The sequence below is a fragment of the Kribbella sp. NPDC051718 genome (assembly GCF_040681515.1).
Taxonomy (GTDB): domain Bacteria; phylum Actinomycetota; class Actinomycetes; order Propionibacteriales; family Kribbellaceae; genus Kribbella.
In genome coordinates, this window is sequence record NZ_JBFAYZ010000003.1 from 243,954 (window position 1) to 266,167 (window position 22,214).

General features: G+C 67.5%; 17 protein-coding genes. 12 read left to right on the forward strand and 5 right to left on the reverse strand.

Annotated features, from left to right (window positions below):
- Positions 1 to 86 precede the first annotated feature (86 nt).
- From gcvT to AB0M15_RS12825, 8 genes are all read left to right on the forward strand, one after another.
- Entirely contained in the window at positions 87 to 1,193 is a 1,107-nt protein-coding gene (gcvT, locus tag AB0M15_RS12790) for a glycine cleavage system aminomethyltransferase GcvT (RefSeq protein ID WP_363817018.1), read from the forward strand.
- 273 nt (positions 1,194 to 1,466) lie between these two features.
- Positions 1,467 to 2,750, forward strand: a complete 1,284-nt coding sequence (locus AB0M15_RS12795; RefSeq protein WP_363817020.1) for a BTAD domain-containing putative transcriptional regulator — start codon at positions 1,467 to 1,469, stop codon at positions 2,748 to 2,750.
- 358 nt (positions 2,751 to 3,108) lie between these two features.
- Complete coding sequence (locus AB0M15_RS12800) at positions 3,109 to 4,116, forward strand: ABC transporter permease (RefSeq protein WP_363817022.1); 1,008 nt, start codon at positions 3,109 to 3,111, stop codon at positions 4,114 to 4,116.
- 41 nt (positions 4,117 to 4,157) lie between these two features.
- Positions 4,158 to 5,912: an ABC transporter substrate-binding protein gene (locus tag AB0M15_RS12805; RefSeq protein ID WP_363817024.1), complete on the forward strand. Its 1,755-nt coding sequence runs from the start codon at positions 4,158 to 4,160 to the stop codon at positions 5,910 to 5,912.
- A gap of 93 nt (positions 5,913 to 6,005) precedes the next feature.
- Complete coding sequence (locus tag AB0M15_RS12810) at positions 6,006 to 6,998, forward strand: ABC transporter permease (RefSeq protein ID WP_363817026.1); 993 nt, start codon at positions 6,006 to 6,008, stop codon at positions 6,996 to 6,998.
- Positions 6,995 to 8,092 carry an ABC transporter ATP-binding protein gene (locus AB0M15_RS12815; RefSeq protein WP_363817028.1) on the forward strand — a complete coding sequence of 366 codons (1,098 nt, stop codon included), beginning with the start codon at positions 6,995 to 6,997 and terminating at the stop codon, positions 8,090 to 8,092. Before AB0M15_RS12810 ends, AB0M15_RS12815 begins: the two co-directional genes overlap by 4 nt.
- A gap of 8 nt (positions 8,093 to 8,100) precedes the next feature.
- Entirely contained in the window at positions 8,101 to 9,150 is a 1,050-nt protein-coding gene (locus AB0M15_RS12820; protein ID WP_363817030.1) for a dipeptide ABC transporter ATP-binding protein, read from the forward strand.
- Positions 9,151 to 9,210: 60 nt separating this feature from the next.
- Positions 9,211 to 12,069: a BTAD domain-containing putative transcriptional regulator gene (locus tag AB0M15_RS12825; RefSeq protein ID WP_363817032.1), complete on the forward strand. Its 2,859-nt coding sequence runs from the start codon at positions 9,211 to 9,213 to the stop codon at positions 12,067 to 12,069.
- Positions 12,070 to 12,087: 18 nt separating this feature from the next.
- On the opposite strand, the gene AB0M15_RS12830 is transcribed toward AB0M15_RS12825, so the two are convergent.
- Positions 12,088 to 13,302, reverse strand: a complete 1,215-nt coding sequence (locus tag AB0M15_RS12830) for a low temperature requirement protein A (RefSeq protein WP_363817034.1) — start codon at positions 13,300 to 13,302, stop codon at positions 12,088 to 12,090.
- 426 nt (positions 13,303 to 13,728) lie between these two features.
- Between AB0M15_RS12830 and AB0M15_RS12835 the strand changes: the two genes are divergently transcribed.
- The 4 genes from AB0M15_RS12835 to AB0M15_RS12850 all read left to right on the forward strand — a co-directional run bounded on the left by AB0M15_RS12835 (position 13,729) and on the right by AB0M15_RS12850 (position 17,291).
- Complete coding sequence (locus tag AB0M15_RS12835; RefSeq protein WP_363817036.1) at positions 13,729 to 14,757, forward strand: NAD(P)-dependent alcohol dehydrogenase; 1,029 nt, start codon at positions 13,729 to 13,731, stop codon at positions 14,755 to 14,757.
- 12 nt (positions 14,758 to 14,769) lie between these two features.
- Positions 14,770 to 15,738, forward strand: a complete 969-nt coding sequence (locus tag AB0M15_RS12840) for an amidohydrolase family protein (RefSeq protein WP_363817038.1) — start codon at positions 14,770 to 14,772, stop codon at positions 15,736 to 15,738.
- Complete coding sequence (locus tag AB0M15_RS12845; RefSeq protein ID WP_363817040.1) at positions 15,738 to 16,406, forward strand: iron-sulfur cluster assembly protein; 669 nt, start codon at positions 15,738 to 15,740, stop codon at positions 16,404 to 16,406. Before AB0M15_RS12840 ends, AB0M15_RS12845 begins: the two co-directional genes overlap by 1 nt.
- A gap of 159 nt (positions 16,407 to 16,565) precedes the next feature.
- Positions 16,566 to 17,291 carry an IclR family transcriptional regulator C-terminal domain-containing protein gene (locus AB0M15_RS12850; RefSeq protein WP_363817042.1) on the forward strand — a complete coding sequence of 242 codons (726 nt, stop codon included), beginning with the start codon at positions 16,566 to 16,568 and terminating at the stop codon, positions 17,289 to 17,291.
- Between the two features lie 106 nt (positions 17,292 to 17,397).
- Here AB0M15_RS12850 and AB0M15_RS12855 read toward each other — a convergent pair whose 3' ends face one another.
- The 4 genes from AB0M15_RS12855 to AB0M15_RS12870 form a co-directional block, all read right to left on the reverse strand.
- Positions 17,398 to 18,693 carry a sugar ABC transporter permease gene (locus AB0M15_RS12855; protein WP_363817044.1) on the reverse strand — a complete coding sequence of 432 codons (1,296 nt, stop codon included), beginning with the start codon at positions 18,691 to 18,693 and terminating at the stop codon, positions 17,398 to 17,400.
- Entirely contained in the window at positions 18,690 to 19,502 is an 813-nt protein-coding gene (locus AB0M15_RS12860; RefSeq protein WP_343981060.1) for an ATP-binding cassette domain-containing protein, read from the reverse strand. The genes AB0M15_RS12855 and AB0M15_RS12860 overlap by 4 nt, the downstream gene beginning before the upstream one ends.
- A 123-nt stretch (positions 19,503 to 19,625) precedes the next feature.
- Positions 19,626 to 20,705, reverse strand: coding sequence for a sugar ABC transporter substrate-binding protein (locus AB0M15_RS12865; RefSeq protein ID WP_363817046.1), 1,080 nt, complete (start codon positions 20,703 to 20,705; stop codon positions 19,626 to 19,628).
- Positions 20,706 to 20,808: 103 nt separating this feature from the next.
- Positions 20,809 to 21,999 (reverse strand): ROK family transcriptional regulator, encoded by a 1,191-nt coding sequence (locus AB0M15_RS12870; RefSeq protein WP_363817048.1) that lies wholly within the window; start codon positions 21,997 to 21,999, stop codon positions 20,809 to 20,811.
- Between the last annotated feature and the right edge of the window lie 215 nt (positions 22,000 to 22,214).

A 22,214-nucleotide genomic window follows, 5' to 3' on the forward strand; every position in this document is an offset into this window, starting at 1 on the left:
GCTACGCGTCGGACGACCGTGATCCGACTCTCAGGCAGTGATGTCGGCCGCATCATGGGGTCGCCGCGTCCGGTAAGTTCCGGTTCATGACCGAGTCTCAGGCGTTGAAGAAGTCCCCGTTGCACGAGCGGCACGTCGCCCTCGGCGCCAAGTTCGCCGAGTTCGGCGGCTGGGAGATGCCGCTGGAGTACAGCGGGGTCGTCGCCGAGCACACGGCCGTCCGGACCTCCGTCGGGGTCTTCGACGTGAGCCACCTCGGCAAGGCGACGGTCAAGGGCCCGGGCGCCGCAGCGTACGTGAACTCCTGCCTGACCAACGACCTGGGCAAGATCGCCCCCGGCCAGGCGCAGTACACGCTGTGCTGTGCCGAGGACGGCGGCGTGGTCGACGACCTGATCGCGTACCTGCACGCCGACGACGACGTGTTCCTGATCCCGAACGCGGCCAACACCGCCGAGGTCGTCCGCCGGCTCGCCGAGCGGGCGCCGGACGGAGTCGTGGTGACCAACACCCACGACGACTACGCAATCCTGGCCGTCCAGGGCACCGACAGCGACGAGGTGATCAAGGCGATCGGCCTGCCGACCGGCCACGACTACATGTCCTTCGCTGTCGCAGACTTCTCCGGTACGCCGGTAGTGGTCTGTCGCACCGGCTACACCGGCGAGCGCGGCTACGAGCTGGTAGTGCCCAATGAGGCAGCCCTGGCCGTCTTCGACGCGCTACTGAAGGCAGGCGAGCAGTACAACCTCGTACCGGCCGGGCTGGGCGCTCGCGACACGCTCCGGACCGAGATGGGCTACCCGCTGCACGGCCAGGACATCTCGCCCGAGATCACTCCGGTCCAGGCACGCTCGGGCTGGGCCGTCGGCTGGAAGAAGGAGCACTTCTGGGGCGACCAGGCGCTGCGCGCGGAGAAGGAGGCCGGCCCGGCCAAGATCCTCCGCGGCCTGCGTGCCGTCGGCCGCGGCATCCCGCGCCCTCACATGACAGTCGTCGACCCCGCAGGCACCGCACTGGGTGAGGTGACGTCCGGCACGTTCTCCCCGACCCTGAAGAAGGGCATCGCCCTCGCACTGCTCGACGCCGCCGTCAAGGAAGGCGACCAGGTCGCCGTCGACATCCGCGGCCGGCAGGAGCCCTTCGAGGTCGTCAAGCCCCCGTTCGTCACCGTGCACGTCCGCGAGAGCTGACCCACCCGCCTCCGACGACGAACCCCGGCCGCTGCTTTCCTGACCCGGGGTTCGTCCCGCACCCGCGGCGCCGCAGCCCCACGACAGTGAGCCTCTACTCCGTACGCACTCACACACCACCCACGCCCTACCTGCGCCACAGGCGTAAGCAGGCTGGACACCACCCCAAGCAAAGCGGTTGCAAGTACTACCGGGTGACTCGTCCATTGGCGCATACGCGCAGCCTGTGCCACACCTGTTACCCACCGCCTACCACCGCGTTACCCTGCGCACGTGGATTACCGCTTGCTGGGGCCGGTGGAGGTTTGGGCTGCGGGGCGGAGGGTGGAGCTCAAGCGGAGGCAGGAGCGGTTGCTGCTTGCTGTCTTGTTGCTGGAGCCGGGGAAGGTCGTTCCGACTGACCGGCTGATCGGCTTGCTGTGGCCGGAGGAGCAGCCGGGGAATCCGAAGCGGGCGTTGCAGGTCTATGTGTCCCGGCTGCGGGCGGTACTTACAGATGCCCAACTGCTGGGCGAGGGCCACGGATACGCGCTGCAGGGGACCGCTGGCCGGACTGATGTCGAGAAGTTCGCTGCGCTGGTGGAGCAGGCACAGGTACTACCGGATCTTGAGCGCCGCCGGGAAGTACTGGTCGAGGCGTTGGCGCTCTGGCGTGGACCGGCCTTGGCCGACGTCGCCTCGGAGGATGTACGTCGACGACTGTGCGGCGGGCTCGACGAGTCGCGGTGGGCGGCGCAGGAGCTGCGGTTGCGAACCGAGCTGGCGCTGGGGCAGCACCAGGAGATGCTCCCTGAGCTTGCCGAGCTCACTGCGGCGCAGCCGACGCGGGAAGGTCTGGCAACTGCCCGGATGCTGGCGCTGTATCGCTCCGGCCGACAGGCTGACGCTCTGGCCGTCTATGCCGAACTGGTGCGTCACCTGGACGAGGAGCTCGGGGTCGAGCCCGGTGCCGAGGTCCGAGACCTGCAGGTGGCAATGCTGCGGCAGGACGAATCATTGAATCTTGCCGCGGCCGAGACCGGTCCGCGAGAGCTACCTGCCGACGTCGGACTGCTTGTCGGCCGGGATGAGCTACTGGGTGAGCTGGCCGAGGTACTGACGAGCGCAGGACGCGGGAGCGGCGTACCGGCCGTCGTTTGTCTCTATGGCGGTGCAGGGACCGGCAAGTCGGCCGCTGCGGTCCGGCTCGGTCATCGGCTTGCTGACCACTATCCAGGTGGACAGCTCTTCGTCCGACTGCAGGACGTCAACGGCGATCCGGTCCCGGCGCGGACCGTACTGGCCCGATTGCTGCGCTCGCTGGGCGTGGATCCACAGACCTTCCCCGACTCAGTCGAGGAGCGGTCGTCACTCCTGCGAAGCACGCTGGCCGGACGCTCTGTACTACTGATGTTCGACGACGTCCTCGACGCGGGCCAGCTGCGACCACTGATGCCCGCGGACGGCAGATGCGCGGTCATCGCCACCTCCCGCCAGCCGTTGCTCGGCCTGGAAGACGCGGTTCATCGCGAATTGCAGGAATGTATTGACGAGGGCTTTCCCGGGGCCGGGAGATGACAATTCCAAGACATTTCGCTCCGCAATAGGGCAGATACGCTGCGTAGTAATCTGGCACAGAACGGCCAGTGACCGTGCTGTGCCGACGCTTTTCGCGCAGGGCCGTGCGCGGAGCGTAACTATTGGTGGCAAATGTTCCGGTCGGGTACCGCCTCTGGTAACGATTTGTGCACTGGTCGCGGAACCCGCTGGTTTTGGCGTCGAAGTGTCGGGCAGGCTAGCGCGCGGCTCCGGACGATCCGGCCTTGTCAAGCGAATTTGACTGCATGGCCCCCCGGAGCAAAGGCTCGGCACGATCTACAGACCGCCGCCGATCCTGTCCCCCCGGATTTCTGGCTGACCAGCTGACGGAGCACGCATGAGTATTGGGTCACCCGACTCGACCGTAGGTGTCGAGGACAACCCGTCGTCGGCCGAGCCGGTTCGCCCGGCGTCGGTGGCGCACGGCAAGTCCCCGACCCGGATCGCGGTGGACCGGCTGCGCAAGGACAAGGTGGCGATCGTCTGCGCCGCGCTGGTGGTCTTCTTCATCCTGATCGCCGCCCTGGCGCCGCTGCTGACCAAGCTCGAGGGTGCCGACATCAGCACCTTCAACACCGACCTGGTGGACGAGTTCGGCTATCCGACGATCCTGGCGAACTCCCAGCACTGGTTCGGCGTCGAGCCGAAGACCGGCCGGGACAACTTCGCCCGCTGGGTCTACGGCGCGCAGCCGTCGCTGATCGTCGCGTTCGTCGCGACCGTGATCGGCACCATCGTCGGCGTCGTGGCCGGCCTGCTGGCCGGCTTCATCGGCGGCTGGGTCGACCGGATCATCTCCTGGGTGATCGACTTCGTGCTGAGCCTGCCCTACCTGCTGTTCGCGATCGCGATGGTGCCGATCGTGGAGTCGCTGCGCGGTGGGTCGTTCAATCTCACGCCGGCCGAGCAGTCGTCGACCCGGTTCTACGTGCTGATCTTCGTGCTCTCGTTCTTCGGCTGGGCCGGGCTGGCCCGGATCATCCGCGGTGAGGTGCTGTCGCTGCGCGAGCGAGAGTTCGTGCTGGCCGCGAAGGCGATCGGCGTACCGACCTGGCAGGTCCTGTTCAAGGAGTTGCTGCCGAACCTGGTCGCCCCGATCGTCATCTCGGCCTCGCTCGCGCTGCCGGCCTACGTCACGGCCGAGGCGGGTCTGTCCTTTCTCGGCGTCGGGCTGATCGAGCCGAAACCGTCGTGGGGCCAGACGATCGCCAATGCCACCAACTGGTTCAAGGCGGACCCGCTCTACCTGTGGCTGCCGGTGCTGGGCATCACCATCCTGGTGCTCGCGCTGGCCCTGCTCGGTGACGCGGTGCGCGACGCCTTCGACCCCAAGACTCGTCGGTAGCCCGGCGTTTGCCCCAGCGGCAGAAAAGGAGAATCACGACAATGCAGTGGAAACGGATCACCGCGGTTTCGGCGACGGTCATGCTGGCCGTCGCGGCCTGCGGCAGCCCGTCGGCGAGCAACAAGCCGGGTAGCAACGCCACCATCGCCGGTGCGCAGGTCAAGGCGACCGACGCGACCGCGAAGGGCCCGGCGCCGGAGATCGACGGGGCCAAGAAGGGCGGGACGATCTCGGTCCTGTCCGACGTCACCCCGGACAGCTTCGACCCGACGAACACCTACTACGTCGACGGCACCCAGATCGAGAAGCTGTACTTCCGGGCGCTGACGCAGTACAAGCTGGACGAGAAGACCCAGAAGCCGATCCTGGTACCGGACCTCGCCGAGGACCTGGGGACCAAGTCGGCCGACGGCCTGACCTGGACGTTCAAGCTGAAGAAGGGCATCAAGTACGACGACGGCACGCCGGTCAAGGCGGTCGACTTCGCGTACGCGATCAAGCGGTCGTTCGCGCACGAGCTCTACGATGCCGGACCGGCCTACCAGATCCAGTTCTTCAAGGACGGCGAGAAGTACAAGGGCCCGTACGACGCCAACGGCAAGAACTACGCCGGGGTCGAGACGCCGGACGACTCCACCCTGGTCATCCACCTGGCCAAGAAGTTCGACGACCTGCCGTTCTTCGCGGCGTTCCCGATGTTCACCCCGATCCCGGAGAAGGCCGACACCAAGAAGGAGTACGAGCTCAAGCCGAAGTCGACCGGCCCGTACAAGGTCGCCTCGCTGACCCCGGGCTCGGAGCTGAAGCTGGTCAAGAACACCTTCTGGGATCCGGCCACCGACCCGGTCCGGCACCAGTACGTCGACGGCTTCGACTTCAAGTTCTCCCAAGACCTGGTCAAGGTCCAGCGCCAGGTGCTGGCCAGCTCCGGTACAGACGCCAACGCGCTGAACTACAGCAACCTGGACGCCTCCCTGCTGAACGAGGTCAAGGACCCGACCCAGATCGTCAAGGGCCCGCAGCCGTGTGTGATTACGTACTCGATGGACACCCGCAAGATCCCGTTCGAGGTCCGCAAGCTGATCGCCGAGGCGTACCCGTACGCCGACTGGCGCAAGGTCGCCGGCCTGACCCCGGACACCGCGATCCCGGCCTCGACCTACCTGCCGCCGGCCGTCCCGGGCTATGAGAAGTACGAGCTCCCGGGCCTGAACGGCACCGGCAAGGGTGCGTCCGACCCGGCCATCGCGCAGAAGGTCAAGGACAAGCTGAAGGAACTGGGCAAGGAGAACTTCGAGCTCAGCTGGTACTACTCCAACGACAACCCGATCACCACCCAGGTGAACGCGCTGCGGACCCAGGTCTTCCAGAAGGCCGGCTTCAAGGTTCGTACGATCGGTGTGCCGTCGGCGAAGATCCGGACCCTGATCGGCAAGCAGGACGCGCCCGTCAACATCGGCAAGGCTCCGGCCAACTGGTGCTCCGACTGGCCGACCGGCACCAGCTGGTTCCCGGTGCTCTACAAGTCCGACGCGATTGCCCTGGGCAACAGCCAGGGCCAGCTGCAGGACCCGAAGCTGGACGCCGAGATCGACCGCGTCGCCGCCCTCAGCCCGGAAGAGCAGCTGAAGGAGTGGACCAAGGTCGACAAGATGATCATGCAGGACTACCTGCCGTCGGTTCCGCTGTACTACTCGGCCAGCGCCTTCCCGGTCGGCAAGAACATCGGTCACGCGGTCAACGACCCGACGCAGGGCATGCCCGAGTTCACCTCGTTGTTCCTGAAGCAGCCCTGATCGGTGCTGCCCCAGGCAGTCGGCTGATCTGAATGAAGGGGTGGTGGCCGGACAATCGTCCGGCCATCACCCCGACCGGTGAGGAGAAACCTCGTGCTCTACTTCGTGGCGCGTCGGCTGGTGAGCGCGCTCAGTGTCGTGCTGGTCACGCTGGTCGCGACCTTCGCGTTGTTCTTCGTCGCCCCGACCGACCCGGCCGCGGCGATCTGTGGTGAGCGCAACTGCACCCAGGAGCGCTACAACGACATCAAGGAAAACCTGCACCTGGACAAACCCAAGGTGCAGCAGTTCGCCGAGTACACGGCGGGGATCTTCGCGGGCCGGACCTTCACGACGTCCGGCGTCGTGCAGGACTGCAACGCGCCCTGCCTGGGTTTCTCCTTCAAGAGCAACCGGCCGGTCACGGACATGCTGAAGACCCGGCTCCCGGTGACGGTCTCGCTGGTTCTCGGGTACGCCGTGATCGTGCTGACCGTGGGCGTGACGATCGGCTCGATGGCCGCGAAACGGCGCGGGACGACCGGTGACCGGGTGCTGATGAGCAGCACCCTGGTGCTCAGCTCGATCCCGTACTACATCGTCGCGCTGATGCTGTCGCTCTACCTGACCGTGCTCTACCCGATCCTGCCCAGAGGCGGCTACACGCCGTTGACGGAGAACCCGGTCAAGTGGTTCACCGGGTTGCTGACGCCCTGGCTCATCCTCGGGATCTACAGCTGTACGCAGTACGCCCGGTACTCGCGCGGGTCGATGGTGGAGACCCTCAGCGAGGACTACATCCGGACGGCGCGGGCCAAGGGCCTGTCCGACCGGGTGGTGACCTACAAGCACGCGCTGCGATCGGGCCTGATCCCGGTCGTCACGATCTTCGGTCTGGACATCGCCACCAGCCTGGCCGGCGCCATCTTCACCGAGCGGATCTTCGACCTGCCCGGGCTGGGCAACCTGGTGCTGGAGAGCCTGAAGAACTACGACCTGCCGGTCATCATGGGCACGGTGCTGATCTCCTCGGTCATCCTGGTCGCGATGAACTTCCTGGTCGACGTGACCTACAGCGTGATCGACCCGAGAGTGAGGCTGGCGTGACGACCCAGGATGTTCCCCGTGGTCCTTCGGTCGCGACCCGGGAGCGTCGCTCCGGGCTGACGCCGAGCGGCGAGACGCCGTACCTCGAGGTGCGGGACCTGACCGTGCGGTTCCCGACCGCCGACGGTGTGGTCAGCGCCGTCAACGGGCTGAGCTACGCCGTACCGCTGGGCCGGACGCTCGCGATCGTGGGCGAGTCCGGGTCCGGCAAGTCGGTGTCGAGCATGGCCGTGATGGGTCTGCACGACCCGAAGCGGACCCAGATCACCGGCTCGATCCGGCTGGGCGGCGACGAACTCGTCGGGCTGCCGGAGTCGGAGCTGATGAAGGTCCGCGGCGACGCGGTGGCGATGGTCTTCCAGGACCCGCAGTCGTCGCTGCACCCGCTCTACACGATCGGCGCGCAGATCAGCGAGGCGTACCGGGTGCACCACAAGGTGTCCAAGGACGTCGCCAAGAAGCGCGCCCTGGAGATGCTCGACCTGGTCGGCATCCCGAACCCGATCCGCCGGTTCAAGCAGTACCCGCACGAGTTCTCCGGTGGTATGCGGCAGCGCGCGATGATCGCGATGGGACTGGTCAACGACCCGAAGCTGGTGATCGCCGACGAGCCGACCACCGCGCTCGACGTCACCGTGCAGGCACAGATCCTGGACCTGCTGAACACCCTGCAGAAGGAGTTCGGCTCGGCGATCGTGCTGATCACGCACGACCTAGGGGTGGTGGCCGAGATGGCCGACGACGTCCTGGTGATGTACGCCGGCCGCTGCGTCGAGTACGGCACCGCCGAGGACGTCCTGGCCCGGCCGCGGATGCCCTACACCTGGGGTCTGCTGGAGTCGATCCCGACGGTCTCGGCCGCGAACGAGAAGCTGCGCCCGATCAAGGGTCTGCCGCCGTCGCTGCTGGCGCTGCCGGACGGCTGTTCGTTCAACCCGCGCTGTCCCTACAAGGACCGGGTGAAGAACGAACGCTGCACCACCGACCTGCCCGAGCTGCTTCCGGTCGACGGTGCCGGCGCGCACACGTCCCGTTGCCACCTGCACGACAAGGCCTCGATCTACGAGGCCGAGGTCGCGCCGAGACTGGGCTGAGGAGAGAGATGAGCGACACGACGCGTCCGGTGGACGCCAACACCAGCCCACTGCTGCAGATCCGCGACCTCAAGATGCACTTCCCGATCAAGGAGGCCGCGGGGCTCGGCCGGACCAAGAAGGTCGTCCAGGCCGTCGACGGAGTGAGCTTCGACCTCAAGCCGGGCAAGAGCCTCGGTCTGGTCGGCGAGTCCGGCTGTGGCAAGTCGACGACGGGCCGGATGATCACCCGGCTGCTGACCCCGACGTCCGGCCAGATCCTGTTCAAGGGCACGGACATCGCCCGGATGAAGGAGAAGCAGCTGCGTCCGTTCCGGCGGCAGTTGCAGATCGTCTTCCAGGACCCGTACAGCTCGCTGAACCCGCGGCAGACGGTCAGCAACATCCTGACCACGCCGCTGCGCGTGCACAACCTGGTTCCCAAGGGCCAGGAGCTCGCCCGGGTCCAGGAGCTGCTGGAGCGGGTCGGGCTGAACCCCGAGCACCACAACCGGTACCCGAACGAGTTCTCCGGCGGTCAGCGCCAGCGGATCGGGATCGCCCGCGCGCTCGCGGTGGAGCCCGAGGTGATCATCGCCGACGAGCCGGTCTCTGCGCTGGACGTGTCGATCCAGGCCCAGGTGATGAACCTGATGGAGGACCTGCGCCGTGACCTGGGCATCGCCTTCGTCTTCATCGCGCACGACCTCGGCGTGGTTCGGCACTTCTGCGACGAGGTCGCGGTGATGTACCTGGGCAAGATCGTCGAGCAGGGCCCGCGGGACCAGATCTACAACGCACCGCAGCACCCCTACACCCAGGCGCTGCTGTCGGCCGCTCCCGACCTGGGCACCATCCGCGGTACCCCGCCGAAGGAGCGGATCCGGCTGGTTGGTGACGTGCCGTCGCCGATCGACCCGCCGAGCGGTTGCCGGTTCCGGACCCGCTGCTGGAAGGCCGAGGACATCTGCGCCACCCAGGAGCCGCTGCTGATCGGCAAGCCGAAGTCCGGCCCGGGCCATGCCGCCGCGTGCCACTTCGCCGAACCGAAGGTAGACCTGACGGCGGCCACCGCCTAGTTATCCACAGTGAACGCCCTGCCGACGAAATTCATCGGCAGGGCGTTCTACTGTTCCCCCATGGACTTCCGTTTGCTAGGGGCAATCGAGGTGGCCGGCCAGACAGCACCATTGCGCCGGCAGGAGCGGTCGTTGCTCGCCATTTTGTTGCTGCGGGCAAATGAGTCGGTGTCGCTCGCGGAGTTGGTCGATCTGCTCTGGCCGGATGATCCGCCGGCTGATGCGCGTGGTTCGTTGCAGGTCTATCTGTCGCGGCTGCGCAAGGCGTTGCCGGGTCTGGCGATCATCAGTAGCGCGGCTGGGTATGCCGTGCAGGTTGATCCTGAGTCGATTGATGTCGAGCGTTTCCGTCGTCAGTTGGTATCGGCGCGTGGGGAATCTGATCCGGTGCGGCGGGCCGACGGGCTGCGGCGGGCTCTTGAGGTGTGGCGTGGTGAGGCGCTGGCTGATTTGATGCCGCCGGCGACTCGGGAGCGGTTGAGTGCGGGGCTGGTCGAGGAACGTGCGGCCGCTGTCGAGGACCGGGTGGAAGCCGATCTGCAAGCCGGTCGCCACGCCGAGGTCGAAGCCGAGTTGGCCGGCCTCGTCCGCCGGCACCCCGAACGCGAGCGCCTGATGCTCGCCTGGATGACCGCCCTCTACCGCGCCGGCCGCAAACCCGAGGCGTTGCAGGCATATGCGGACGGCGCCGAGCGGCTGGCGGAGGAGTTCGGACTCGACCCCGCACCGGCGTTGCGGCGACTGCACCTGGCGATCCTGCGCGACGACCCGAGCCTCCAGCTCTCGGCGACGCTGCGAGCCGAGAGCGCCGTCCCCAGAGAACTACCGGTCGACATCTCGTTGCTGGTCGGGCGCGACGACTTGCTGGCCGACGCGGTTCGGGTGCTGACCCGGGGCGATCGTGATCAACCTGCCGTCTACTGCCTCTGGGGTGGCGCAGGTGTTGGGAAGTCGGCTGCCGGGACGCGGATCGGCCATCTGGTGGCGGAGTCGTTCCCGGACGGGCAGCTCTTTGCGCGACTGCAAGACGTGCGGGGAAAGGCAGTGCCCGCTCAGGCACTGCTCGGGCGGATCCTGCGCTCGCTCGGTGTCCGGCCAGGTGAGATCCCCGCGTCGGCCGCTGACCGGGCGAGCCTGCTTCGCGAACGGACCGAGAACCTTGCTGTTCTGATGGTGATGGACGACGCGCTGGATGCCGGAATCGTCGCCGAGCTGCTGCCCACCGGTCCGCGCTGTGCCGTGCTGGTCACCTCACGCAAGCCGCTACCGGAGCTGACCGACGCGATGCACCGGCAAGTCACACCGCTGGACGGACCGACGAGCCATGCCTTGTTGACCCGGCTGATCGGGCGGACGCTACGCGACCGGTCGACCCTCGACTCGGTGGCCGAGCAGTGCGTCGGTCTGCCGCTGGCACTGCGCATCGTCGGCTCGCGGTTGGCTTTGTCGGGCGACGACGCGCTCCAGTCGATCGCCCACGCGCTGGCCGACGACGACCAGCGCCTCGACTCCATGGTGGCCGGCGACCTCGCGGTCCGGACGAGCCTCGGTCGCACGTTGACCCTCGCCGATCCGCAGGCCCGGCAGCTCCTTGGACGCCTCTCCCTGGTCGGCATCACCGAGTTCCCGTCCTGGGTGGCCGCACCCTTGATGGACACCGACGAGGCCGCCGGCAGCACCGCCTTCGACCGCCTGGTGGAGCTTGGCCTGGTCGAGCTCGTGAGCTTGCAGCGGTACAAGATGCACGCGCTCGTTCGCGCCTACGCTGCCGAACAACTGGCGTTGTCCGGCGACCGCGACGAACCGCTCGGGAGGTACCTCCAGGCCGTACTGCGCCTGGCCGGCCTGGCGGACAACCACCTCCCGCACGGGCTGACCGTCGCGGCACGCTTGGTGGTGCCGGACCGGCCGCGGCTGCCGGCCGCGGAAGCCGATGCCATCGCCGACCCAGGCGGATGGATGAACGGCAGCTGGCCGTTGATCCGGGCAGCCGTGTTCACGGCGATCCAGGCCGGCCGGCCGGTCGAGGCGGCCGAGTTGGCTCTGCGGCTGAACGGCTACAGCGTGATCGAGGCGCTCGACGAGCTCCGGGCCGAGGTGCTTTCCGCTGCCAGGGAAGTGCTCAAGGAGTCCGGGCCGCTGGAACTCTATGTCCGGTTGGCGTTCGGCCTGATCCCGGCCTTGGAGGTGTCCCCGGCCGAACGCCTGGCGGCCGGTGAGGAACTGCTGGCGCAGTCCGAGCAACTCGGGTCCACCGAGCTTCAGGTGCGGTCGATGTTGCACATCAGCATCGGTGCCAACCAGAGCGCGGACCTCGACCGGGCGCAGGAGGTGATGACCAAGGCCCTCGAGCTGACCGAGCAACCGGACGGGCCGGGGGACCTCCGTGTCTTCGTCCTGCAGCAGCTGTCGATCATCGCGGCCGAGCGGCTGGACTTCGAGGCAGGGGCCGGGTGGGCCCGCGAGCTGCACGCGATGGCTCCACCCGGGACGATCAGTGAGGGTGACGGGCTGTTCCTGCTGGGCGAGAACGAGATCGAGCTGGGCCGGTACGACGATGCGATGGCGACGCTCACCCGTGCGGCCGACATCTATCAGGCGGTCGGCAACGACATCACGGTCCTCCGGGTGAAGACGATGATGGCGATGGTGGCCAGCCGGACCGGTGACACGGCGCTCGCCCGGGACCTGCTCGACCAGGCCATCGAGTGGGACCGGCGCCGGCCCGGGAGCAATCTGCTGGAGCTGGTCGAGTTGATCGAGGCCGATCTGGCGATGGCGCTCGGCGACGTCGAGGGGAGCCGGCGGACGAGGCTGCGCTTGATGGAGAAGGCCAGGGCGAGCGGCCAGTTGACGCTGCAGCAGCAGATCCAGCGGATCCTGGACACCGATCCCAGGGATCCGGCCAACCAGGGCTGACCGCGACGGAGGCCGGGGTCAGGCGTGCTCGCCGTGCCGGAGGGCTTCGCGTTCCTGGGCGAAGCGGACGGACTCGAAGGCGACCAGGCCGATGAGAAGCACAGCCAGTACGGAGAGTTGGCCGAGCGCCGGGACGTGGGCGATCAGCGGCAGGGCGACGACGCAGAGCGCGGCGGTGATCAGCCGGCTGATGCCCAGGCGACGGGTGGTGCGCCATTTGAAGCCGACGTAGCCGAGGAGGTAGAGCACGACGCCGAAGAACAGCGCGTACAGGCCGATGCCCTTCAGCGGGTCGTCGAGATGGTGGTGTTCGGTGTCGCCGACGTACTCGAGCACCTTCTTCAGGCCCAGCGCGAGCAGGACGATGCCGGCCACCATTGGGAAGTGCAGGAAGGTGTAGGCGTCCCGGGCGAGCCTCGGCCTGGTCTCGACTGGCTCACTCGCCAGAGCCTGCTCGCCGTAGTGGACAGTCGCGTCGAAGTAGATCCACCACAGCGCCGCCGCGATGGCGAGGCCGAGGACCGAGGCGACCAGGATCGGCCAGGAGATCGGCAGGTCGGTGACGCCGACACCGATCGCGACGATCGACTCGCCCAGCGCGATGATCACGATCAGCCCGTGCCGCTCAGCGAAGTGAGCTGCCGAACGCAGTCGCCAGCCACGAGCGTCTACCAGGTAGGTACCGCCGTAGTCCGCGGCCAGGGCGGCAGCCCAGATCAGGGTCTGCGTCGTGCCGTGGAACTGGGACGCGACCAGCAGCAGCGCGGTAGCGGCCACCATCGCCGGGGCGAAGCGGAGGAGCGTCCGGCGCAGGACGCGGTCGCCGTCCGCGATCAGCCAGAACAGCCACAGGTGCATCGCGCGGAAGACGAAGTACGCGACCGCGATCACCACTGGGCCGGACAACCCGCCGGGCAGGTCGTGGAAGGCCTCCGGGATGGCCAGCGCGATCACGAACATCGCTCCCATCGCGGCCAGCATCACGCCGCGGACCGAGCCCTCGTCGGCTTTGACCAGGTTGCACACCCAGGAGAACCCGATCCAGCTCCACCAGAGCAGACCGATCAGCAGGACCCCGCGGATCACGCCACCCCAGGTCAGGTCGTGCGCCATCAGGGCGGTGATCTGGGTCAGTGCGAACACGAAGACCAGATCGAAGAACAGTTCCAGCGTGGTGACGGACTGGTCCTCCGAGGTGGCTTCCGCCTTGATCGGCGTCCTGCGTGTCGTCATAGCGGACATTCTGCCCATGAAAGGGCCCGTGGATGGTCGCCGCGCACGCATAACCCCCGTCAACTGCCCCCGACACACCGGGGGTAATCGCTTGCCCACCGGGATTGGTATGCACCCAGGTCCGGCCGTTGCCGCCAGCAACCAACACCCGCCTGGCCGGAGCCCACCAAACCGCGACTCGCCCGAACTGGGGAGGGTTGTACCCCCGAGCCGGCATATTCCCCACCCCAGTCGCCGACACAATCCTCCCCAAACCGGTTAAGCCGTCGACCTCCCCAGCACAGCAACCGAGGCGGCGCTGCTGGCCAGACGCTTCGGGCTGGGGGATCAGGGTGCTATCGGAAGGCGATAACGCCTCTTTCGCTGGTCGCCGCGGATCGACAGCATCGGACGAACCGATCCCCGACGAACAGGGAAGTGGCCCCGGTGAAGGCTGTCAGAGTCCATGAATACGGCAAACCCCCGACCCTCGACGACATCCCCGATCCAACTGTGCAAGGACCGCTCGACGTGATCGTGAAGGTCGACGCTGCGGGCGTCTGCCGGACCGATCTGCACATCATCGAAGGGCAGTGGGCGGAGAAGTCCGGGGTCGAGCTGCCCTACGTGATCGGCCATGAGAACGCCGGCACGATCGTCGAGGTCGGCCAGGCGGTGACCGGCGTGGGCGTGGGTGACAAGGTGATCCTCCACCCGCTGGTGACGTGCGGACTCTGCCGCGCGTGCCGGGCCGGCGACGACGTGCATTGCCGCAACTCCGAGTTCCCCGGGATCAACCGCGACGGCGGGATGGCGGAGTACCTGCGGACCTCGATCCGGTCGGTGGTGAAGCTGGATGACGGACTCGCGCCGGCCGACGTCGCGGCCCTTGCTGACGCAGGGCTGACGGCGTACCGCGCGGTCCGGAAGGCGGTGCCGCTGGTGCATCCGGGCGATCGGATCGTGATGATCGGCGCCGGGGGACTGGGGCACATCGGGCTGCAGTGCCTGGTCGCGATGACGTCCGCCCGGGTGACGGTGGTCGACCGGTCGGCCGAAGTACTGGAGAAGGCGTCGAAGCTCGGGGCGCACGACACGGTGCTCAGCGATGGCGACCAGGTGGCGGCGATCCTCGACCAGACCGGCGGTGAGGGCGCGCAGGTGGTGCTCGACTTCGTCGGCGAGCACGGTACCGAGGCCGACGGGGTGGCGATGACGCGCAACTCGGGCTCGTACTTCGTGATCGGGTACGGCGGCAAGGTCGACGTACCGACGATCGACATCATCTCCCGCGAGATCAACGTGATCGGCAACCTGGTCGGCTCGTACAACGACCTGGACGACCTGATGACGCTGGCCGCGCAGGGCCGGGTCAGGTTGGCCACCAAGCAGTACTCGCTGGCCGACGCGCTGACCGCGCTCGACGACCTCGACGGTGGCCGGGTGCCCGGTGGCCGCGCCATCCTGACGAGCTGAAGGAGCGATTCCATGTACAGCAAGGACGGCAACGACTACTTCGTCGTCGACGCCCACGTGCACGCGTGGGACGCGACGCCGGCCAACCAGGCCAACCGGTACGGCGAGGGCTTCATCAACTGCTTCTACGACTACCACCGCAACCTGTCGCCGGCCGACAAGGTGTGGACGCTGGACGAGTTCCACAAGCAGTCGGAGGAGCGGATCATCAAGGATCTGTTCACCGACGGGTACGTCGATCGCGCGATCTTCCAGCCGACGTACCTGACCGACTTCTACGTGAACGGCTTCAACACGACCGACCAGGACGGCGCGATCGCGGAGAAGCACCCGGACAAGTTCATCGTGAACGGCGCGTGGGATCCACGCGACGGCGAGGCCGGGCTGGACAAGCTGGCCGAGCTGGCCGAGCGGTGGGACCTGCAGGGGGTGAAGCTCTACACGGCCGAGTGGAAGGGCGACTCGAAGGGCTGGAAGCTGACCGATCCCTGGTCGTACCGGTACCTCGAGAAGTGCTCGGAACTGGGGATCCGGAACATCCATATCCACAAGGGCCCGACGATCTATCCGCTGAACCGGGACGCTTTCGACGTCGCCGATGTGGATGACGTCGCCTCGGCATTTCCCGGGCTCAACTTCATCGTGGAGCATGTCGGGTTGCCGCGGTTGGAGGACTTCTGCTGGATCGCTACGCAGGAGCCCAACGTGTACGGCGGGCTGGCGGTGGCGATGCCGTTCATCCACAGCCGGCCGAAGTACTTCGCGCAGATCCTCGGGGAGCTGTTGTATTGGATCGGGCCGGATCGGATCACGTTCGCCAGTGATTATGCGATCTGGACGCCGGCCTGGCTGATCGAGCGGTTCGTGGACTTCCAGTATCCGGCTGAGCTGACCGAGTATCCCGAGCTGACCGTCGAGGTGAAGAAGAAGATCCTCGGCCTCAATGCGGCCAAGCTGTACGGGATCGAGGTACCGGCGTGATGATTAGAGCTGCCCACGGAACCGTCCGGGATCCTGAACTCGATGCGCCGATCACCGAGCTCGGCTTCGTCTCGAAGATCGAGGAACACGATGGCGATGTGCTCGTGGAGCTGCGGTTGCCGACCTACTTCTGCGCGCCGAACTTCGCCTACCTGATGGTCGCCGACGCGTACGACGCGGTCGCGGCCGTACCTGGGGTCCGCAACGTAGTGATCAGGTTGCTCGACCACTTCGCCTCCGACGAGATCAACGCGGGCGTCGCGGGCGGACGTGGTTTCGCCGGCTCCTTCCCGGGCCTGGCCGACGACGAGCTGGAGGAACTCCGCATCACATTCCAGCGCAAAGCCCACCGCGCCTGCCAGGAACAAGTCGCCTCCCACCTCATCAAACAAGGCTGGTCCGTACCCGACCTGGCCACCGCCACCTTGGCCGACGCCTGCCTCGGCCAAGACCTCGACCGCCTGACCCGCCGCCGCACCGACCTCAACCTCCCGTCCACCCCCGACGCCCCCTTGCTCCTCCACGACGACGGCACCCCCATCACCCAACTGGACCTCCCCCTCCAACTCCGAATGGCCAAACCACCCGAATCAGCATCGAAGGCAACTCCGGCCTCTGCCGAGGCCTCCTCAGCGTCCGCTACAACCTCCCCCGCCCTGCAGACGTAGACCAACTGGCCACCGGCTAACCCGCAACTCGCCGCCCGCGCCCGCCGCCTGAGCTCCGCGAGGCGCCAGGCGCTCTCGTCTCAAGTTGAGACGGGAGCGCCTGGCCGGAGACGTTCGGGGCAGGCTGTGACTGTGAGCATCCCGGGGACTGTCCAGTCGGTGTCCAGGGTTTTGCGGGCGATGGAGTTTGTTGCTGGTAGCAAGGATGGGGTTACGGCGAAGGAGATCGCGGCTCATCTGGAGTTGGCGGTGCCGTCGGCGTATCACTTGTTGGCGACGTTGACGGAGTCCGGGTATTTGGTGCACCTGGCTCAGGATCATCGGTACGGGCTGGGATACAGGGTGCGGTTGCTGGAGCGGCAGTTGGAGGTGCCGCCGTTGATTGCGGCTGCTGTCCGGCGGTTGCATCTGGAGGCTGATGCGGCGGCGTACTACGCGGTCTACCGCGAGGTGAATGTGGTGGTCGCGCATGTCGTCGACTCCGAGCGTCGGCCGCGCGTGCAGGTGCTCGACATCGGCTTCCATGAGGCGACGCATGCGACCGCTTTCGGCAAGGTGATGCTCGCCGCGATGACTTCGGAGGATCGCGGCGCCTACCTCGACCGCGTTGGCCTGCGACAGTGCACAGCAAGAACCCTGACGGATCGCACCCAGTTGGAAGGTCACCTGGAGCAGGTCCGGCTGTCCGGCGTCGCGTTGGAGATCGGCGAGTTCCAGGACGGGCTGACCTGTCTGGCCGCCCCGGTCAGATCGAGCGCGGGCGCAGTACTGGCCTCGGTCGCGATCTCCTTGCCATCAGCCGATTTCGCCGCCCGCCGCTGGACCCTCGAACGGGCAGTACGCCGAGGCGCGCTGCTCGCCACCCGAGCGGTGAACTCCCGCTAGTACAGGCAAAGAGAAACGGATCGCCACCCCGGGCGGGGAGTGGCGATCCGTTCGTTGGAACGGCGGGCTGCTACCGAGGCAGGGGTCAGGTAGCAGCCCACCGGGTCTAGGCCCTGCCGTGCGCCTGACGGCTGCGGCGGCTCAGGGAGTCGATGGTGACGGCGATCAGCAGGACGCCGGCGGTCACCATGAAGCGGACGCTGGAGTCGAGGCTGAGCAGCGCCAGGCCGTTGGCGATCGACATGATCACCAGCGCGCCGAGCAGTGCGGAGTACGCCGAACCGCGGCCGCCGAAGAGGCTGGTACCACCGATGACGGCGGCGGCGATCGCGTTCAGGTTGGTGTCCGCGCCACCGCTGCTCTGGTTCACCGCGATCAGCCGGGCCGCGCCGAGGATGCCACCGACGGCAGCGAAGGTGGAGCAGGCCGCGAAGACCGACAGGTAGATGAACCGGACGTTGATACCGGCGCGGCGGGCCGCCTCGACGTTTCCGCCGACGGCCAGCACGGACCGGCCCCAACGGGTCTGCCGGACCATGAAGTCGGTCGCCACCACCAGAGCGACGAAGAGCAGGAACATGTACGAGACGCCCCGGTCGCCGTTCAGCACGATCACCGGAATGAACAGGACCAGTGCCAGCGCGACCGCCTTGATCGCGATCATCGACGTCGGCGCGGCCGACAGCCCGGCCTTGGCGCGGGCGCTGCGGGTCCGCAACCGGCTGAAGACGTACAGGGCGACGACCACCACGACCAGACCGTAGGCGACCGCCGGCGGCAGGAAGTCCTGGGTCGCGAACTTCACGATGCCCGAGTCGAACGGGATGTTCAGTGTGCCTTCCTTGCCCAGCACCAGCAGTTGCAGACCGAGGAAGCCGAGCAGACCGGCCAGCGTGATCACGAAGCTCGGTACGCCGAATCTCGTGTAGAGCGCGCCGTAGAACAACCCGATCGCCAGACCGAGCAGAGCCGCGACGACCAGCGACAGCACCAGCGGCCAGCCCTTGTTGACGAACGTCACGCCCAGTACCGCGGCGGCCAGACCGCTGACCGAGCCGACCGACAGGTCGATCTCGCCGAGCAGCAGGACCAGAACGATGCCGAGGGCAATGACTCCGACCGAGGTGGTCTGCAGGGTCAGGTTGACCAGATTGCGGCTGGTCAGGAAGGAGCTGTTGGCGATCTGGAAGACCGCCCAGATGATGATCAGGCCGACCACGACCGGGACCGAGCCCAGGTCGCCGGAGCGCAGCCGCGAGGTGAACGCGGAGACCGCGCCGCTGATGCCGTGGCTGGCGATCAGGCGCTCGTCCTGGAGATCGGCGGGCAGCGCGGCCGCGTCGTGCGTCTCGGGCACAGCGTCCTGCACGGGTGCCTGCGATCCGTCGACCGGGGTGCTCATGATGCGGAGCCTTCCTGCTGGGTCCGGCGCGCCGCGCGCTCGGAGACTGCGTTGTCCGTGGCGCCGGTGATCGCGGCGATGATGTCCTGGGACTTCGTCTCGGCCACGTCGAAGACCCCGTTGTTGCGGCCCAGGCGCAGTACCGCGACCCGGTCCGCGACGGCCATCACGTCGGCCATGTTGTGGCTGATCAGGATCACGGCGAGGCCGCGCTCGCGGAGCCGCTCGACCAGGTTGAGTACCTCGGCCGTCTGCGCCACACCGAGGGCGGCGGTCGGCTCGTCGAGCATCACGACCTTGGGCTGGCCGAGCAGGCTGCGGGCGATCGCGACGGTCTGGCGCTGACCACCGGACAGGCTGGCGACCGGGATCCGGACGCTGGGGATCTTGGCGGACAGCTGCCGGAGCAGTTCCCAGGAGGAGCGTTCCATCTCGACCTCGTCGAGCACCTTGCCGTTGCGCAGTTCGCGACCCAGGTACAGGTTCGCGACGACGTCGAGGTTGTCGCACAGAGCCAGGTCCTGGAACACGGTGGCGATGCCGAGCTGCTGAGCCTCGGCCGGGCTGTGCACCCGTACCTCCCGCCCGTCGAACACCATCGTGCCGTCGTCGGCGGTGTAGACGCCGGCGATGGTCTTCACCAGCGTCGACTTGCCGGCGCCGTTGTCGCCGACCAGGGCGAGCACTTCACCAGCGCGCACGTCCAGCTCGATGTTCTTGAGCGCCTGGACGGCACCGAAGCGCTTGGAGACACCCCGTAGCGCCAGCACCGTGCCGGCGGCCGTGACAGGGGTGGGTGTGACAGTCATCGATCAGCCTCCTGAGGGCTTGCTTTCCGGCTTCGGTCCGGGTGGGCACCTGGGTGCCCACCCGGACCTCGGCTCTGCTTGATGCCGGCCCGGGGGCGGGCCGGCATCGGTTGAGGCCGGGAGTTACTTGAGGCCGGCGGCAGTGCAGGCCGCGGCGAACGACGCGGTGCAGATGTCGGAGACCTTGTAGATGCCGTCCTTCACCACAGTGTCGTTGATGTTGGCCTTGGTGACGGCGATCGGGTCGAGAATCGTCGCGGGGACGCCCTTGAAGTCGCCGGTCGACTCGGCCTTGCCACCGTTCGCGAGGGCGACGGCTGCCTTGGCGGCGGCGGTGGCCTGCGGCTTGACGGCCTTGTAGATGGTCATCAGCTGGTCGCCGGAGACGATCCGCTGGATCGCGGCGAGCTCGGAGTCCTGACCGGTGACCGGCGGCAGCGGCTTCACGCCACCACCCTTGAGGGCTGCGATAGCGCCACCAGCGGTACCGTCGTTCGCGGCGTACACGCCGACCAGGCCGGACTTGATGGCGCTGAGCTGGCCTTCCATCCACGCCTGGGCCTTGTCCGGACTCCAGTCCGGGGTGTCGAACTCAGCGGCGATCTTGAAGCCGGAGCTGTCGAGCACGCTGTGCGCGCCCTTCTTGAAGTCGGCCGCGTTCGGGTCGGTCGGCGAGCCGTTGATCTCGGCGATGTTGCCCGACGTCTTGCCGGCCGCCTTGAGCGCGTCGACCAGGGTCTGCGCCTGCAGCTTGCCGACGGCCTCGTTCTCGAACGAGACGTAGTAGTTCGCGCCCTCGATGAACCGGTCGTAGGCGATGACCGGGACGTTCTGCGCCTTCGCGGAGGCGACGACCCCGGCGGCGGCCTTGCCGTCGACCGGGTCGAGCACGAGGACCTTGGCGCCCTGGGTCAGCGCGGCCTCGGCCTGGGTCTGCTGCTTTGCGGCGTCCTGGTCGGCGTTGCTGTAGATCAGTTCACAGCTCGCGCACTCGGCCTTGAGGGCCTCGGTGAACAGCGGGCGGTCGAGCGCCTCGTAGCGAGTCGTCTTCGACTCGGGGAGCAGCAGGGCGATCTTGCCGCCCTTGCTGTCACCGCCGCCTGCGGCGGGGGACTTGTCGTCCGACCCACAGGCCACCAGTGAGAGGGCAAGGGCCGATACGGCGATGCCGAGGCCGACAAGACGGGTTGGTGAGACGGACATAGAGCGACTCCTTGACGTGAGGGCCCGAGTAGGCCTGAGCAGAGTCAAAGCCCAGAACCAGGTTGACGTCAAGGCTTGAATTCAAGAAATAGACATATCGTTGTTACACGGTTGTCTCTAGCGCCCGGGCCGTCCGGGAATGGCTCAGCACGGATGCCAACTGAATGGCACCGAGTACATCCGCATCGTCACCGAGCTCGGCCGGCCGCAGCTCGACGGTGGCGGCGGCGCTCGGGATCGCGCACCGGTCGAGGGCCTCCCGAAGGGGCAGCATGATCAGGTCACCGGCCTCGGCCATCTTGCCGCCGACCACGATCACCTCGGGGTTGAACAGGTTCACCAGGCCCGCGATCGCCACCCCGACCCGGCGGCCGGCGTCCTCGATCACCCTTCTGCAGCCGAGATCACCGGCCAGAGCGCGGGTGACGATGTCCCGGAGCCGGAGCGCTCCGTGGGAGGCCTGCAGGCTGGCGAGCAGTGCGCGGGAGCCGACGAAGGTGTCGAGGCAGCCGCGGTTGCCGCAGCGGCAGATCGGGCCGTTCTCGTCGATGGTGAGGTGGCCGATCTCGCCCGCAGTACCGGCCGAGCCGCGGAAGATCTCGCCGCCGAGCACGATGCCCGCGCCGACGCCGTAGGAGAACTTGATGTAGCAACCGTGTTTCACGCCGCGCAGGGCGCCCTCGCGCAGTTCACCCAGGGCGGCCAGGTTGGCGGTGTTGTCGAGCGCGACCGGGGCGCGCAGGTGACCGGCCATCGCCTCGGCCACGTTGACGCCGCGCCAGCCGGGCAGGACGGCGTCGGAGCCCGCCTCGCCGCTGACCGAGTCGACCGGCGCGGGCAGGCCGAAACCGATCGCGCCGATGTCCTCGACGCTTGCGTTGACCGTCTCGCACAGGTCGGCGAGCAGGCGGGCGGCGCGCTCCATACCGTCGTCGGCGACGTGGTCGGCCTGGAGCGGCATCAGCTGCTGGGCGAGGATCTCGCGGCTCTCCGAGGCGATCGCCACCCGGACATCCCGCTCACCGAAGGCGACGCCGGCCAGCAGGCCGCCGCCGGATGCCAGCGAAACCAGTACCGCGCGGCGTCCGTTGCGGATGCTGCGGGACAGCCCGACCATGCCGGCGGCGTCGAGCTCCTTGACCATGTTCGACACGGTCGCGGCGGACAACCCGGAGGCCGCGGCGATCTCGACCTGGGTGAGCGGCCCGTGCTGCCGGACAACCCCCAGGACGCGCTCGCGGTTGGCTTCGCGCAGCGAAGCCTGCGAGCCAGGCGCTGGGCGGGTTGCGTTCATTACATAAAGATAACGGATCGCGGGCAGTTCGTTCCCGAACTGCCGTAATGGAATCTCCGGGTAACCGTCACGTGTCCTCACCGTTACGCGTAGTGCTGCCCACCCCCATGCCCGAAAGGACACTAATGCACGTCCCCCCACCCACATCCCGACGACCCGCACCCGCCCCCAATGCGAGCGCACACACTCTCACCCGCCCACCCACCATCCGACTC

Bases quoted from the DNA above. Each gene is read 5' to 3' on its own strand.
- AB0M15_RS12840 (WP_363817038.1), top strand. From the start codon at position 14,770: ATGTACAGCAAGGACGGCAACGACTACTTCGTCGTCGACGCCCACGTG.
- gcvT (WP_363817018.1), top strand. From the start codon at position 87: ATGACCGAGTCTCAGGCGTTGAAGAAGTCCCCGTTGCACGAGCGGCAC.
- AB0M15_RS12845 (WP_363817040.1), top strand. From the start codon at position 15,738: ATGATTAGAGCTGCCCACGGAACCGTCCGGGATCCTGAACTCGATGCG.
- AB0M15_RS12805 (WP_363817024.1), top strand. From the start codon at position 4,158: ATGCAGTGGAAACGGATCACCGCGGTTTCGGCGACGGTCATGCTGGCC.
- AB0M15_RS12830 (WP_363817034.1), bottom strand. From the start codon at position 13,302: ATGACGACACGCAGGACGCCGATCAAGGCGGAAGCCACCTCGGAGGAC.
- AB0M15_RS12865 (WP_363817046.1), bottom strand. From the start codon at position 20,705: ATGTCCGTCTCACCAACCCGTCTTGTCGGCCTCGGCATCGCCGTATCG.
- AB0M15_RS12870 (WP_363817048.1), bottom strand. From the start codon at position 21,999: ATGAACGCAACCCGCCCAGCGCCTGGCTCGCAGGCTTCGCTGCGCGAA.
- AB0M15_RS12800 (WP_363817022.1), top strand. From the start codon at position 3,109: ATGAGTATTGGGTCACCCGACTCGACCGTAGGTGTCGAGGACAACCCG.
- AB0M15_RS12825 (WP_363817032.1), top strand. From the start codon at position 9,211: ATGGACTTCCGTTTGCTAGGGGCAATCGAGGTGGCCGGCCAGACAGCA.
- AB0M15_RS12820 (WP_363817030.1), top strand. From the start codon at position 8,101: ATGAGCGACACGACGCGTCCGGTGGACGCCAACACCAGCCCACTGCTG.
- AB0M15_RS12855 (WP_363817044.1), bottom strand. From the start codon at position 18,693: ATGAGCACCCCGGTCGACGGATCGCAGGCACCCGTGCAGGACGCTGTG.
- AB0M15_RS12860 (WP_343981060.1), bottom strand. From the start codon at position 19,502: ATGACTGTCACACCCACCCCTGTCACGGCCGCCGGCACGGTGCTGGCG.